Source organism: Bradyrhizobium sp. AUGA SZCCT0176 (assembly GCF_018130145.1).
Classification (GTDB): domain Bacteria; phylum Pseudomonadota; class Alphaproteobacteria; order Rhizobiales; family Xanthobacteraceae; genus Bradyrhizobium.
The window spans coordinates 47,237-61,826 of the sequence record NZ_JAFCMB010000030.1 but is presented as its reverse complement, the minus strand read 5'-3'; the positions used below and the strand labels follow the sequence as shown (position 1 = coordinate 61,826).

The window sequence follows — 14,590 nt, the reverse complement described above, 5'->3', positions numbered from 1 at the left end:
GCGTGTAGGTCCACACGCCGGCCGCCGTCATGGTGAAGGTGCCGTAGCCGCCCGCGCTCGCCTCCGGCCAGCAAACCTGCGTGAAGGTATTGGGCGTATTGTCAACGTCGGTGTAGGTGAGCGTGCCGCACGCGACCGGCTGGCCGTATTCATGACAAGCAGCCTCGACCACGCTTCCGGCTGTGGCACCGGAAATGACGGCCGGGTCGTTGGCGCCCTGGATGGTGACCTTCACCACCTGGGCGGTACCGTCGACGGTGGTGACCGTGAAGCTGTCGCAGAGCGTGTCGCAGCTATTGAGCGCCTGCACCGCGCCGTTGTTGTCGTCGACCGTGTAGGTCCACTTGCCATCCGCCGTCATCGTAAAGCTGCCATAGCCGCCCGCGCTCACAGTCGGCGCGCTGACTGGCGTAAAGGTATTGGGCGTATTGTCGATGTCGGTGTCGGTGAGTGTGCCGCACGCGGTCGCCTTGCCGTATTCATGGTGACCAGCCTCGGTCACCGACCCGGTCGTGGTGCCGGAGATGATGGCCGCGTCGTTCGTTCCCTGGATGGCGACCGTCACCACCTGCGCTGTGCCGTCGATGGTGGTCACGGTGAAGGTATCGGTCAGCGTGTCCCCGATGTTGAGTGCCTGCACCGCGTGGTCGCAATCGTCGAGTGCGTAGGTCCACGCGCCGTCCGCCGTCAACGTGTAGCTGCCGTGGCCACCCTCGCTCACGGTCGGCGAGTCAACCGGCGTGAAGCTGTTCGGCGTGTTGTCGACATCGGTGTCCGTAAGCGTGCCGGTCGCTCCCGGCGTGCCGTGCTCTGCGCTGTCCGCCTCGATCACCGCGCCGGCCGTGGCGCCGGAAATGACGGCCGCGTCGTTGGCGCCCTGGATGGTGACCGTGACCAATTTGGCGGTGCCGTCGACGGTGGTCACGGTGAAGGTGTCGGTCAGTGTGCCGCCGACATTGAGCGCCTGCACCGCGCTGTTGGTCTCGTCGAGCGTGTAGGTCCACACGCCATTCGCCGTTATGGCGAAGTTGCCGTAACCGCCCGCGCTCGCAGTGGGCGTCTCGATCGCCGTGAAGGTATCGTGTGGATTGTCGACGTCGGTGTTCGTGAGCGTGCCGGTCACGGTCGGCATGCCCAGCGCGCGGTTGGCGACGCCACTGGCCTCGACCGTTGAACCGGTCGCGGCACCGGAAATGATGGCCGCGTCGTTGGCGCCGTTGATGGCTATCGTGAAGGTCTGGTTGGCTGCGAGCGTGCCGTCAGACACCGTGACGGTGAAGCTCGTGGTCGTCGGCTCCGTCAGCGCATTGATCGCGTGACTGTCCGGAACGAAAGTGTAATCGCCGGTCGTGCTGTCGACGTAAAGCGTGCCGTAGGGGCCCTGCTGCGAGACATCGAATGTCTCCCCATCCAGTACCGTGCTGCCGGCGGTCCCGCCGCTGATGCCGTAAGTCAGTGTGTCGCCGTTGGTAGTGCTGGCGACGAAAGTGCCGCTCGTCGCAGTGAAGGTGTCAAACGCCGAGGTGTCGATTTCGGTCGGCCCTGCCACGGCGTTCAGCGTCGGCGGGACAGGCGGGATGGCTGCGGTAATAATTTCGGTGACCGGGAAGTTGGGCACCGGCAGCGGCAGGAGCGAATCCCCCGCTGGGGTGAGGACGTCAGTCTCGATAAAATTGATCGGTTGCACCGGCAGCCGATCGACCAAAGGAGGTGTGCTCGACCCCGTTGACTCCATGCCTTTCGCAAGGGTGGCGAGCGCTTCCTGCTGGGCTGCCTGCAACTCCGCCATTCGCGAGGAGGAATTTGTCACCCGGCTGATATTGATCGAGGATCCTTCGGCGCGCAGGACGATTGTTTCGCCGGGATCCTCAACGAAGAAGTGCCGCGGGATGGGCTCCTTGGTCACAAGCTCGAAGCTTCCGTGCTCCATATCCTTGTAGGTTATGCTGCCGTCGTCCAGGAAAACGACATTCGGGTCCGCGGCTCCGGCTTCGTTCATCGTCGCGAAGGTCAGCGCTGTGAGCCACAGCATGCCGAACCGGGCGTGCGTGCGGCCAGTAATGGCAGGAAATGGTCTGTTGGCTTGGGGACAATCGCTCTTTGCCCCCTGGCCGAGGGGGCCGCTACGGGCTTTCGTCTGAACATTGCCGATGACGCGGGGAAGCCGTTCCGCTGCCGCGTTACGATCGTCCCCGGTTTCGGCGTGGGACCCTGTGAACATGAGTTCCGTCCCGGCCTGCCGCTGCCTGTTGCATTCAGGTCAAAACATTTGGCGCGGTCAGCCAAAGACTGACCGTCGAAATCTCCTGTGCCAAAATAGCCCAATCCAGTGGGAGAGATTATGAAAGTCTTCACAAAGCCGGCGACGCAAAAGGGGTACTCCTTTTGGGGGAGGTGGCGCGAAGCGGCCGGTCCGGCATAATATCCAATCGCATCCATTTTGCCCTGGCCGGCGGTTCAAGGAACCGGTGTGGCCGCGCGAACGAGATTTGCTCGGGAAGGGCCGATCATGTGCAACCATAAGATTGCGGTTTTGCTGACAGGCTTCGCTCTGGCGATCGCCGGATCTTTCCCGGGCCCGGCCCAGGCGCAACGCGGTTCTGCGACGCCCGCGGTTCAGGATGTCGCGTCCAAACCGATTGGAAAAGTCGTTGTCGCGACAGGTTCGGTCACCATCGAACGTGCCGGTGCGACCGTCATTCAGGTTCGTGCCGACGCTCAAGCCGCGCAGGCGAAGGTTGGTGATGTCGTCTATGAGGGCGATGTGGTCGCGACCGGCGCCGACGGCCGGGTCGGCATTACTTTTACGGATGGCACCGCATTCAATCTGTCGAGCAACGCGCGCATGGCCTTGAGCGAGTTCGTCTATGACCCAAACGGGAAGTCCAACAAGACCTTGCTCAGTCTGACCAAGGGAACCTTCACGTTTGTTGCCGGCCAGGTCGCGAAGACCGGCGATATGAAGGTCGATACCCCCGTCGCGACAATGGGGATTCGCGGCACCACGCCACACGTCGAAATGTCGGACGATGGGACATTCAAGTTTTCCACCCTCATTGAAGAGGGCAAGAGCAAGGTCACGCGAAAGCCGGGGAGACCGGCGGCGGCGCCATCCGAACCAACGTCTCCCGGATCAAATCTGAAAATCTGTCGGGGGTGCTAGGGCGGTCGACCGCCGATCTCTCGTTCCAAAATCGGAAGCCTGACATGGAATCCAGCGCAAGCGGGCGCATTGTCCTCGGCCTGGCGCCGATCCTCGCCTTGCTGCTGTTCGGATCACCGGCGGCGGCACAGAACCCGAAGCCGGATGGCTATCTCGGGAATCTCGAATTGTGCAACGGTTCGCATCGCGCGTCGCTCGAGCGTCGGATCAATGCTTGCACGGCGCTTATCGGATCGGGTCAACTCACGACGGCAGCCCTGGCTGTTGCCTATAACAATCGTGGCAATGCCTATGCCTCAAGGAGCGACTACGACCGCGCCATCCCTAATTTCGATGCCGCGATCAAGCTCAATCCCGGCGATGCCAAGCCGTTCAACAACCGGGGTGTAATTTACCTGAAAAAGGGCGAATACGACCTCGCCATCCAATCTCTCGATCAGGCGATCAAGCTCAATCCCAACTACGGCAGAGCCTTCGCCAACCGTGCGGGAATCTACCTGAAGAAGCACGCGTACGACCGCGCGGCGCGGGACTATGACGAGGCGGTTCGCCTTCAGCCCGATCTGGCAGCCGGATGGAGCGGGCGGTGCTGGACACGGGCTGTCCTCGGGGCGTTGGAAACCGCGCTGGCGGACTGCAACAAGGCGCTTCAGTCGGGACCGAACAATGCCGAAACGTACGACTCGCGTGGGCTGGTCCATCTGAAGATGGGCCAGCTCGACGCGGCGATCGATGATTATGATTCTGCGCTGCGAACCGAGCCGAAGCTGGCGAGCGCGCTCTATGGGCGCGGGCTTGCCAAGCTCAGGAAGGGCGACAAGGCCGGCAGCGATAGCGATATCTCGGCGGCCAGGACCATCCAGGCCAGCATCGGCGATCACTTCACGCGCTATGGGGTGGAGTAGGGACGTCGCAGCTGGAACCTTGGGCCGAGGACGCATCTCGGCGCCCCGAGCTGCCCAAAAAAGGGAAAAATAAAGATTATCTGCAGCTCATCTGAATGCCGGCTCGAAGCTTGGAAAGCCGGATTGGGCCATGGTGTCCAGCATGAAACGAAGAGATTTCATAACGCTTGTCGGTGCTGCGATGGCATGGCCGGTCGCCGCACTGGCTCATGATCCAACAAGGGTCTATCGCATTTTCTGGGTTTCCACCGGGTCCCAGCCCGACCCGTTCCTCGACGGGTTCCGCGAAGGATTGCGCGCGCGCGGCTATGTCGAGGGCAAGAACGTTGCCCTGGAATTGCACTATGCGCCCGGCAATCCGCAGGCGCTGCGCGAGGTGGTATCGAACGTTCGGCGCGGCAACGTCGACCTTGCCGTGTCGAGCGGCCCCGCGACCCGCGCGCTGACGGAGGTAACGGATGTTCCGGTCCTGTTTGCCCTGAGCGGCGACCCGGTGGCGCTCGGCCTCGTCAAGAGTCTCGGGGAACCGGGCGGCAATTTCACCGGCTCGACCTTCCTGTCGCTTGATGTGGCGGGGAAGCGGGTTGAACTGCTGAAGGAAATCTTTCCGAGCCTGCGCACCCTGGCGGTACTTTCGAACAGTCTTCATCCGGGAGAACAGTCGGAGTGGCGCGCGACCCAGGACGCCGCCCGTCAGCTCGGCATCACGCTGCTTTATGTTCCCTTTGCCGGCGCGAACGAGCTGGACCACGCGCTTGGACTGGTGGGCGACGCGCACCCGGATGGGTTGCTTGTTTTTCCGGATGTTCTCACGCTGGTGCACCGCGCCAAGATTGCCCAGCTCGCCATCAAGTATCGGCTGCCTTCGATGTTCGGATGGAGCGAGTATTGCGACGCGGGCGGGCTTATTAGCTATGGCGCGAACCAGCGCGCGACCTATTTCGCGCTTGCGACCTACGCCGACCGGATCCTGCGCGGCGAAAGCCCCGCCACGCTTCCCGTTGTGCAACCGACCAAATTCGAGCTGGTCGTCAATCTCAGGACGGCTGAGCAACTCGGCATCGACCTGGACAAATCCTCCATCCTGTTTCGCGCCAACAAGGTGATCGAATGAGGCCGGCACATCTCATCGTGACTTGGAGCTCCAGTTGCCGGGCGCCATCAGCGTGACCCGGCCGCGCCGCTCCCTGTTCGTCAAATACTTCATCACACTGTTTGTCGCAGTGGTGGTGCCGCTCACACTTGGCTCCGTGATCGAAGCCTGGTTCGCCTTTCGCGACCATCGTCTTCATCTCAATGAAGTGCTTCAGATCGAGGCGCGCGCTGCAGCCGACCGGATCCAGACCTTTACCGATGGCATACGCGATCAGCTCGGCTGGCTCGTGCAGTTTCCCTGGACCCAGGGCGAGGACGACCGGCGCAGGGTCGACGGGCTGCGGCTGCTGCAGCAGGTGCCGGCGATCGTTTCGGTGTCGCTGGTTGACCCGGCCGGCACCGAACGCGTGTTCGTATCCAGGATGAGTCTGAACCGGACCGGTCGAGGTACGGACATGTCTAATGATCCCGCGGTGGTGGGAGCGCGCGCGAACCGGGTCTGGTACGGTCCTGTGCGATATCAGCGCGATTCAGAGCCCTACATGCGGATCGCCGTCGCGGGAAACCGCGCGGCCGCCGGAATTGTCGTTGCCGACATCAATTTGAAACTGATCTGGGATGTCATCGCGGCGATCAAGATCGGCAACACCGGCCACGCCCTTGTCGTCGATGACGGAGGACGCCTGATTGCCCACCCGGACATCAGCCTGGTGCTGCGCAGTGGCGCCGGGTCAGGCGAGTTCAGCCGGCTCAAATCGGTTGTGTCAGCTGCGAATGGGTCGGCGGTCGTCACCACAGGCGATGACGGGAGAGATTTCGTCGCGCTGTCGGTACCTGCCGCGAATGTGGGTTGGACCGTGATTGCCCAGCAGCCGATCGTGGAGGCGTTTGAATCCATGCGCGCGACGCTGTGGCGTTCCCTGATGTTCATCGCCATCGGAACCGTTTTTGCGCTGGTGCTCGCCTATTGGCGTGCATCCCGCATGTGGGTGCCGATCCGCAAGCTCGAGGAGGGCGCTGAACGGATCGGAATGGGACAGCTCGATCATCGCATCGCGATCGAAAGCCGCGACGAACTGGAGCAATTGGCAGTCCGGTTCAACCAGATGGCGGAAGAGCTCGGAGCATCACAGCAGAAATCCGAGCGCATCAATCGCCTGAAGCAATTCCTTGCCCCACAGGTCGCCGAACTGGTGGAACACTCCGATCCGCGTCTGCTGGATGGACAGCGCCGTGACGTGGTTGCGATTTTCGGCGATCTGCGCGGCTTCACCGCGTTTTCCGCCCGTGCCGAGCCCGAGGCAATTCTGGCCGTGCTGAGAGAATATTACGAAGCCATTGGCGCGGTCACCGCACGCCATGCCGCCACCCTGATACGCTTCGCCGGTGACGGCGTGATGGTTCTGGTCAACGCGCCGGTCAGGTGCGAGGACCCGGCGCATTGCGGCATCAGGCTTGCGATCGACATGCAGACTGCGGTGCAATCCCTTGCCAACAACTGGTCCGCCGGTGGTTGCACCGTAGGCTTCGGCGTGGGCATCGCGATGGGACCCGCGACCGTCGGTACCCTCGGCTATCACGGGCGTGTCGACTACACGGCGATCGGAAACGTCGTCAATCTGGCATCACGGCTTTGCAGTCTGGCTGACGACGCCGAGATACTGGTCGACCCCGTTGTCACCGAACAGGTGAGGGATCGCATCCCGCTGGCCTCTATCGGAAAGCAGCTGATCAAGGGTTACGATCATGCTGTCGAGGTGTTCGCCGTCGTTCGCAGCGATCCATCCGTCCGGCATCTTGGCTGTCAGCGCCAGCCTGCCTGCGTTCCATCCGTCGGGACGGGATTTGGCAGAACCGTGCCGGAGCTCTCTTCGACCGATGGGAGATGAATTCGATCTTGGCGCCGCCTCATGAAAGACGATGGTCTGTTGTTGGTTTGACACAGAATTCGTGGCGAGCTTGTGCTGTTCACGCGAGAAAAAATGACAGTGATGCTGTCCTGCTGAGTAGTGACGCCTTTCATACTGTTCCAGCATTATTGATGCGCATATACATATGGACGCGGTTGGAAGGCAGCCCCGGTGCAGGGTTTTCCGATGTGTGATCTCCTTGCGATGGCAAGCTGAGGAATGTTTATTTTGTATGCCCATTTCAGCGCACGGCGTGGTGATATCCGCTGTGCATTTACAAAAGCGGTCAGGCTAACTGCTCTACGAAGGTAGCTTTCGAATAACGGACTGGCTCTACCCGAGAGGCTTTCGCCGATCGAAGGAGACGGCACCGATGGGAATCGATCTGGTTGCGGCGCGGCAGAAGCGGCGATTGATGGCTGTGATGCTGGCCGATGTCGTCAGCTATAGCCGCATGATGAGCCGCAGTGAGGATGAAACGCATGCGCGTTTTTCCACTTATGTTAGCGAACTGATCGCTCCAACAGTCAAGAAGCACGGGGGCCGTCTCGTGCGCAGCATGGGCGACGGATTATTGGTCGAGTTTTGGAGCGCGGTCGACGCGGTACGTTGCGCCCTCGATATCCAGCGCGGACTTGCCGAGCGCCAGTCTGGCGATGCGGAGAAAATGCAGCTGCGGATCGGAATCAACACGGGCGACGTTCTCGTCGATCATCGCGACATCTATGGAAACAGCGTCAATATCGCGGCACGGCTGGAGGCCCTGGCTTTGCCTGGGACAGTATGCGTTAGCCAGAGCATCTATGACCAGACACGCGCTCAGCCCGAGTTCTTTTTCGCGTACCGCGGGGCTCGCAACGTGAAGAACATTCCGTATCCAATTCACGCTTACCAGGTCGCGTACGAACGGATTCATGAGACGTTTGCTACGTTGCTTGTTGCGAACTGGGTTAAGTTGATTGCGACCATCAGCATCGTGGCTTTGGCCGTCGCTTCCGTCGCCTCGTTTCTGGTGTTTCGGGAGCAAAATCAGGCGGCGGGCCGTACCAATACGATCGTTGTATTACCGTTCAAGAACGTCGACGGAAACACGGCCGATGAGTATTTGGCCGACGCGATCACTGACGACCTGACGACCGAGCTTTCGCGGTTGCGGCGTGCCTGGGTGATCGCCTCCGGTACCGCGTTCGCATACAAGGGCAAGTCAACGGACCCCCGCCAGATAGGTCGGGAGCTCAAGGTTCGCTACGCGCTTGAAGGTAGTGTCCGGCGCGCGGGGCCGATGGTCCAAGTGAATGCGCAACTGATCGACACCAGAAGCGGCACCAATCTTTGGGCCAATCGCTTCGAGCGCGAAACCGGTAGCCTGCTTGATCTGCAGGACAGCATGTTGTTGCGAATTGCCGCCTCGCTGAATGACGAGATGGTGCAACAGGGCGTTCGACACGAGGTCGGCACACTTGCAGCGGACGGCAACCCTCTGGATGAAAGGATGAAGGCAATGGCTGCAAATACCGGTTATCCAACACCGCAAAAATCGCTCGAAACGCGACAGCATGCGGAGGCAGGCCTCAAGGCTGACCCGGACAACGCGCGACTCTGGGGTCTGCTTGCCAACGTTTTGTCTTCGGACGTGCTCAATTCCTGGAATGGTGCGGGCAAGCCTGAGGTCGATCGTGCAGAGGATGCCGCCAATAGGGCGATAAAGCTTGATCCGAATACCACACTCGCGCATTACGCGCTCGGGTTCGTCAATCGGTTGCGCGGCAATCACAAGGCGTCACTGGACTCGTTCAACGAGGCGATCAGGCTCAACCCAAATCTCGCCAAAGCCTATGCCCAAGCCGCCAATGAGATGGTCTTCGTCGGAAAGCCTGCTGAAGCCATTCCGCTTTCCGAACAGGCCGCTCAGCTCAGCCCGAAGGATCCTTCATTCGGGGTTTTCCGTTGGGTCAAGGGGCGCGCCTATTTTGTCGTTGGTGACTATGCCAGGGCGATCGAGGCGCTCGAAGAATCGGTGAACGTGCGGCCGAACCTTTGGTTCAGCCAAGCGTGGTTGATCGCGGCCTACGCTCTGACAAACAGAGATGCAGACGCCAAAAAGGCGCTCGAGACATTCAGGAAGACGTCGTTCAGCAAGCAGAAATACGACCTTAACAAGATCACTGAATACTATAAGGACGACCAGTATCAAACCGAGACCCTGCTCGAAGCCACAGCGTCGTTGCTGGAAGGGCTGCGGAAGGCTGGTTTGAAGTAGCATTCCATGCGCCGTATTGGCGGAGGCCGCCTGCCGCCGCTGGGTTGGCTGAGCGACGGCCTTAACTCAAGCGTGACCACCAGAAGGTCGCGAGGATCGTGATGGATCTTGGTTAACAAAACAGCAAGGCTGCTGTCCTAAGATGTAACTACTCGCTTATGGGGGCCGGAATGACCGAATACGTCATCACGGAAGTTGGCCATCATCAATGGCTCGTGTTTGCGGATAGGCAGAGCATTGCTTTTTGCGCCGACGAAAACGAGGCGGTGAAAGCAATGACCGAACATAGCGCACGCAGCCGTCAATCACGTGGGTCTGCGCAAAATTCGCCAGAACAAAGCCCGCCGTTGTGAACCAGCGGGCTTGATTCACCCGACTCTTAGATTTTCCGCGGACGTTTTGCCCCGGTTGCTCATTTCTTCATAGCTCACCTTGGCACCCTCATTGAGGCTGCTCAGGCCGGCTTTCTCAACAGCTGAAATGTGGACGAAAACATCCTTGCCGCCGCCGTCGGGTTGGATAAACCCGTACCCTTTGGTTGCATTAAACCACTTCACTGTCCCTATTGCCACTTCAGTATCTCCCGCTAATGAAAAGGTGAGATTCAAACACGCGCGATTCGTTGGCCAAGCTGGTGGCACGTTGGTGGCAAAAAGCGGGCGCTATGACGATTTTGCGACGGCCTTGCCCTAGGCGTTACGAGATCATTACCGTCTGAGCCTTCGCGCGTGCGAGGCCAGCCGCCGCCGGTTGCGCTTCCTGATCGATCGGCGCCGGCGCTTCATGACGGCTGCCTCTCGTCGTGCCGGCGCTTGTAGTAGAGGACCTTGAAGTCCCGCAGCATCTTGGCCTGCTGCGTGACGGCAAAGGTGGAGAGTTCCAGCGCGCGAAAGCCAGCCCGAGCTTACAGGCGTGCTCAAACATCTGGCCGATCACGTCCATTGTGGTGCCATACAAATGGGCAGCTTGAGATTAACCAACGCTAATCTACCCTAGAAATTGGAGCACCCGGTGCGCGTGTGCTGGCTTACGGCCAGCCTAAGGGTAGGCATGGAAAATGGCCTTAGACCCGGAAGAGCTTGTTGCCCTGGCCAATCACGGCATCATGAAACTTCGTTCCGCAGTGGCGCGAGGGATGATGTTGCCCCCCGAAGAGCGCGATGCGGCGGCGATAATCGTCCGAAAAGGCGCCCTGGCACAGTCGACCCTCGATTTCGAGCAGATCAAGCAGCTTGCGGCGCGGTGGAAGCAGGAGGAGCAGCCCGCACCTTCCAGCCAGACCACCCCGTGCCATCGATGAAGAAGGCTTATGTCCGAAAGCTTTTGGCCGTCTTGCTGATCAGCGGATTGGACCAGTCATAGTCGGTGTCGCGGGTCGTGGAGATAAACGGGCCACTTTAGAGCGTGCTATGGAGCGTTACCTCCTAAGAAGGGGCGTTTTAGCCGGGACTTGGATGGTGTGGGACCGGCTGAAGCGCGGTCCCGCGACTAGGGATGATCGTGAGCTCATTCGGCTGTCGCGAGAAGAAGCTGATGCTGAGTTTGCGAGATTGATTGGGCGGGGTGACCGCGATGCCCCCGAGCAATCGGCTACACCTAAGCCATCGGCTAAGTGGGTAATAAGGTATGGCGGGCTGACGATTGAATGCCGTGACGAGCACGATGCTAAGAAGGTGGCGGGCGATCTCTACAGGAAGGGGCATCGCGTTTCTGCCAGGAGATGCAAACCCGAGCGGTCTATCGAGCCAAATCAAATGCGCGGTTGGCTCAAGGAAAAGCTCCCGACAAAGGTTAAGCATAAGCTGCACTAGCCTAACCCCTGGACATTTTCCAAAATCCGCCGAAAATCGGGGCCCGGGGCACGGCACATGTGTCGCAGATTAGATGCCACCCACTCCGCTATTTGACATGGGTCAAGATCAATCTGGGAGTGATCATCGTCAGGCTCGACTTCGCCTAAGGTGTTGCGAGGTCCGGTATGGGTCATTCGCGTCGTTTGACCGGACCACGGCGACTTCCGGTCTACGCGGTGAACGGGCATTCGCAGGATAGGCGAGCATGTCTCAAGGTGCCGCCACAACCGGACTCATGCGCCGCAGTAATGCCCGTTTCTCGACTAGCTCCAAAGGGATCAGCCGCAGACTCGCACCCGGCGATCCATCCGTCCGGCATCTTGGCTGTCAGCGCCAGCCTGCCTGCGTTCCATCCGTCGGGACGGGATTTGGCAGAACCGTACCGGAGCTCTCTTCGACGAATAGCGGATGAGTTCGACATTGGTCCGCGCGTTCAGCAGTATGCGGGAACGGCGCGCTGATTTCGCGGAGCCCTAGATCAACGTCGCTGCGCCGACCATTGGCTCATCCGGGCAGCTTGGTATATCCCGTCGCCATGTCTTCTAATCCCACCCAACTCAGCAAATTCCTGAGCTTCGTTCTCCGCCACAAGCCTGACTCGGTAGGACTGGTGCTGGATCAACAGGGCGACGCGCGCCGATGGGCGAGAAGCAAACCTCAAACTGCGAATGCTCGATGCCCGCTTCAATCCGGTGTTGGGTTCACTTTACCAGCTAAACAATGACCCCGTGATAGGTGCCGCCAAACGCTCGGAGGCGTACTTGCTCGTAGCGAGTTTGGCAGCAACTCGGAAGATGATCAGCGTTCGTAACGGATTGCGATGCATCTTGTTCGGGCAGTCCCGGCCTCGACTGACGCTCGAAACGGTATCTCGGGCGCTGTCACACCTTCCGCCGTCCAGAGCCGCCACGAGCAGGTGCACAAGCTGTGGGACGATATGCTGTCGTCGATCGGCGTAGAACGCCGCAACGACCAATAAGCGACGATGCCTGCAATGGCGTCGAATCCCAACGCGGAAGCCTTGATACAGATCAAGGCCTCATGCCGGCTCCGCTCTACCCTCGGTCACGCGCCTGCAAGCACAACTGAGGATACCCAACGGCGCGACCGCCATGGTCAGTGGGTTCATGGGGGTGAGGACGCCGAAACGCCTGCCGGACGAACTGGTCAGGCAAAGAAAGTCAGAGCTCTCCATCATCGGCAATGAAAACTGTTCGCCTTCGTGGAACGCATTCGGGCTGACGGCTGTGGCCTGGGAGGCGCTCTAACGCCGACGGGCGTCGGCCATGGTCGAGGAGGGCAAACGAAAGATCGAGGTCGACGGCAAAAGCGCTGTCCTCGAGAAGGCTTGGTGGCAGATTCGTCGGAATCACCAGATGAAGAAGCATGCTTGGTATGTGACGTTCGAAATCCCATGGAAAGGTACAGCGGTCCGAAACCGGCGGTCTCGGTCGACGGAGACATTCGAGACCGAAATGGAAGCTAAGAGCTTCGCACGTGCCAAGTTCGACGAGGGTTTGGTCGTGACTGCCGGAACGATCATTCCCCATTTGCCGAGACGCGCTATCGCGTCGGGAAACATTCCGTCCTGGCTTGACGAAGGACGGGAGCAAGGCAGCGGCGACGCGTCGCAAACCCCTGACACGCAGTCAGGGAAGATCGAATGACCGCAAGCTCCAGCAGAACTCTCATGTCGTTTGCCGTATGCACGATGATCAACACACGACATGAATTGCGACGAAATCCAGTCGAAAATCTGTCAGGTGCCGCGCGCCAATTGCCCTTGAGTGTTGCCATTATGGCACGGGCACTTAGGCCCAACGTACGTAGGATTCACGTGCATGTTGGAATCAATGCAGCAAACCACCGTTGGCGGGGACAAATTAGAAGCCGACGGAAATGGAGAGAGAAAAAATGAAGAATTTTCTGTTGGCTTCCGTTGGTCTCGTAGCATTACTCGGCGTGGCCGCCCCCGCATCCGCTGCGGATATGGCAGTCAAGGCACGGCCACCCGCGCCGGTCATCGTTCCGATTTACGACTGGACCGGCTTTTACATCGGCGCCAATGGCGGCTGGGGCCAGAGCCGCAATTGTTGGGATTTCGTTGATGTCGCAGGCGTCGTCTTCGCCGACGGCTGCCGCGAGCGCTCCGGGGGCCTGATCGGCGGCCAGATCGGTTATCGCTGGCAAGCCAATCAGTGGGTGTTTGGCCTGGAAGCTCAGGGCGATTGGGCGGATCTCAGCAACCAGCGCGTGAGCGTCCTCAATCCTCTGTTCTCCACTCGTACCTCGACCGATGGTATTGGCCTCTTTACCGGCCAGATCGGCTACGCTTGGAACGCAGCACTGCTGTACGTAAAGGGCGGCGCGGCAGTGACGAGCAACCGCTTTAGCATCCTCAGTACCCTTACCGGCGCTGAACTGGCCTCAGCAAGCGCGACCCGCTGGGGCGGCACCATCGGTGTTGGACTGGAGTACGGCTTCACACCAAACTGGTCGTTCGGTGTCGAGTACAACCATCTGTTCATGGGCGACGCGAACAATTCGTTCTCGGTCGCCAATCCGATTGTTGCCGGTGCACTCAACCGGATCAGTCAGGACGTGGACATGGTCACCCTGCGCATCAACTACCGCTTCGGCGGCTACGGGGCGCCGGTCGCGGCCCGCTACTGATCAGGGGCTTGTCTTCAGCAAGCCTTGGCCCCGGCACCGTGCCGGGGCTTTTTTTTTGAGTGCGAATGGGTGCTGCTGCTGCCTGGCGAGGTCCACAAAAGGCCGTTAACGGCGCTTGACCCAGATCAACGCGCCGGACGCATCAACGATGCGTCCTACCCGGATAACCCATCTGCTGTCGGTCGTCGGCAGCCCATTGTCCCGGTGAGGAGGATATTATGCCCCAGGTTCTAATCATCGTTAGTTGGCTTGGCGTTGCGAACGGCGCCGTTGTTGCGACACAGGAATTTAACAGCGCAGAACGGTGCGACGCGGCGCGGCAGGCATTAATAGAGTACGCGAAGGCCCGAAGCTCTGACGAGACGCTTAGGACGGTCTGCCTCCCCAAGTGAAAAAGCGGGAGGTTGCCGCCGTACAACTGGTTGGCGGCTCATCATGCCTGGTAACAACCACCCCGACACAGTTGATCAGTGCTGCTTACCAATTGATTTGTATCACCGCACCCTGGATCGGCGTGGGGTTGGTTGACGGCAAGACTCCAAAGCGGAATGCTCGCGGGAGGACATCGTCATGCCTATGTGTCGGTCGCCTCGGACTCCTGATGCACTGCTTCAAGCGGGCAGGCCTCCCGCCAACGACAACCACCCGCCGGCAAGAATTGGTATCGGATCTTCTCGCAAGACAAATCGAACCGTCAAGGCCGGCTGGCAGGCAATTCTGATCCTCTGCGT

At 60.0% G+C, this 14,590-nt stretch carries 10 protein-coding genes and 1 pseudogene; 9 read left to right on the top strand and 2 right to left on the bottom strand.

Annotation, left to right across the window (positions count from 1 at the left end):
- A partial coding sequence (locus JQ600_RS34435) for a VCBS domain-containing protein (protein WP_249136229.1) occupies window positions 1-2,032 on the bottom strand: 2,032 nt, incomplete at its 3' end.
- Window positions 2,033-2,470: 438 nt separating this feature from the next.
- On the opposite strand from JQ600_RS34435, the gene JQ600_RS34430 reads away from it, so the two are divergent.
- The 6 genes from JQ600_RS34430 to JQ600_RS34405 all read left to right on the top strand — a co-directional run bounded on the left by JQ600_RS34430 (window position 2,471) and on the right by JQ600_RS34405 (window position 9,686).
- Entirely contained in the window at window positions 2,471-3,163 is a 693-nt protein-coding gene (locus JQ600_RS34430) for a FecR family protein (RefSeq protein ID WP_312010960.1), read from the top strand.
- Window positions 3,164-3,207: 44 nt separating this feature from the next.
- Window positions 3,208-4,068 (top strand): tetratricopeptide repeat protein, encoded by an 861-nt coding sequence (locus JQ600_RS34425; protein WP_212388513.1) that lies wholly within the window; start codon window positions 3,208-3,210, stop codon window positions 4,066-4,068.
- Between the two features lie 130 nt (window positions 4,069-4,198).
- On the top strand, window positions 4,199-5,182 hold the full coding sequence (locus JQ600_RS34420; protein ID WP_312017275.1) for an ABC transporter substrate-binding protein: 984 nt from the start codon (window positions 4,199-4,201) through the stop codon (window positions 5,180-5,182).
- 34 nt (window positions 5,183-5,216) lie between these two features.
- Window positions 5,217-7,052 carry an adenylate/guanylate cyclase domain-containing protein gene (locus tag JQ600_RS34415; RefSeq protein ID WP_249136227.1) on the top strand — a complete coding sequence of 612 codons (1,836 nt, stop codon included), beginning with the start codon at window positions 5,217-5,219 and terminating at the stop codon, window positions 7,050-7,052.
- Window positions 7,053-7,446: 394 nt separating this feature from the next.
- Complete coding sequence (locus JQ600_RS34410; RefSeq protein ID WP_212388509.1) at window positions 7,447-9,333, top strand: adenylate/guanylate cyclase domain-containing protein; 1,887 nt, start codon at window positions 7,447-7,449, stop codon at window positions 9,331-9,333.
- A 170-nt stretch (window positions 9,334-9,503) separates the two neighbouring features.
- Complete coding sequence (locus JQ600_RS34405; RefSeq protein WP_212388506.1) at window positions 9,504-9,686, top strand: hypothetical protein; 183 nt, start codon at window positions 9,504-9,506, stop codon at window positions 9,684-9,686.
- Window positions 9,687-9,701: 15 nt separating this feature from the next.
- Here JQ600_RS34405 and JQ600_RS34400 read toward each other — a convergent pair whose 3' ends face one another.
- Window positions 9,702-9,905 (bottom strand): cold-shock protein, encoded by a 204-nt coding sequence (locus tag JQ600_RS34400; protein WP_192738421.1) that lies wholly within the window; start codon window positions 9,903-9,905, stop codon window positions 9,702-9,704.
- Window positions 9,906-10,390: 485 nt separating this feature from the next.
- Here JQ600_RS34400 and JQ600_RS34395 point away from each other — a divergent pair, with 485 nt between their 5' ends.
- The 3 genes and pseudogenes from JQ600_RS34395 to JQ600_RS34380 all read left to right on the top strand — a co-directional run bounded on the left by JQ600_RS34395 (window position 10,391) and on the right by JQ600_RS34380 (window position 13,859).
- Window positions 10,391-10,633: a hypothetical protein gene (locus tag JQ600_RS34395; protein WP_212388503.1), complete on the top strand. Its 243-nt coding sequence runs from the start codon at window positions 10,391-10,393 to the stop codon at window positions 10,631-10,633.
- 1,665 nt (window positions 10,634-12,298) lie between these two features.
- Window positions 12,299-12,535: pseudogene (locus tag JQ600_RS34390) on the top strand (CoA-transferase); the annotation flags it as partial.
- A gap of 565 nt (window positions 12,536-13,100) precedes the next feature.
- Complete coding sequence (locus JQ600_RS34380; protein ID WP_212269662.1) at window positions 13,101-13,859, top strand: outer membrane protein; 759 nt, start codon at window positions 13,101-13,103, stop codon at window positions 13,857-13,859.
- Window positions 13,860-14,590: the final 731 nt, after the last annotated feature.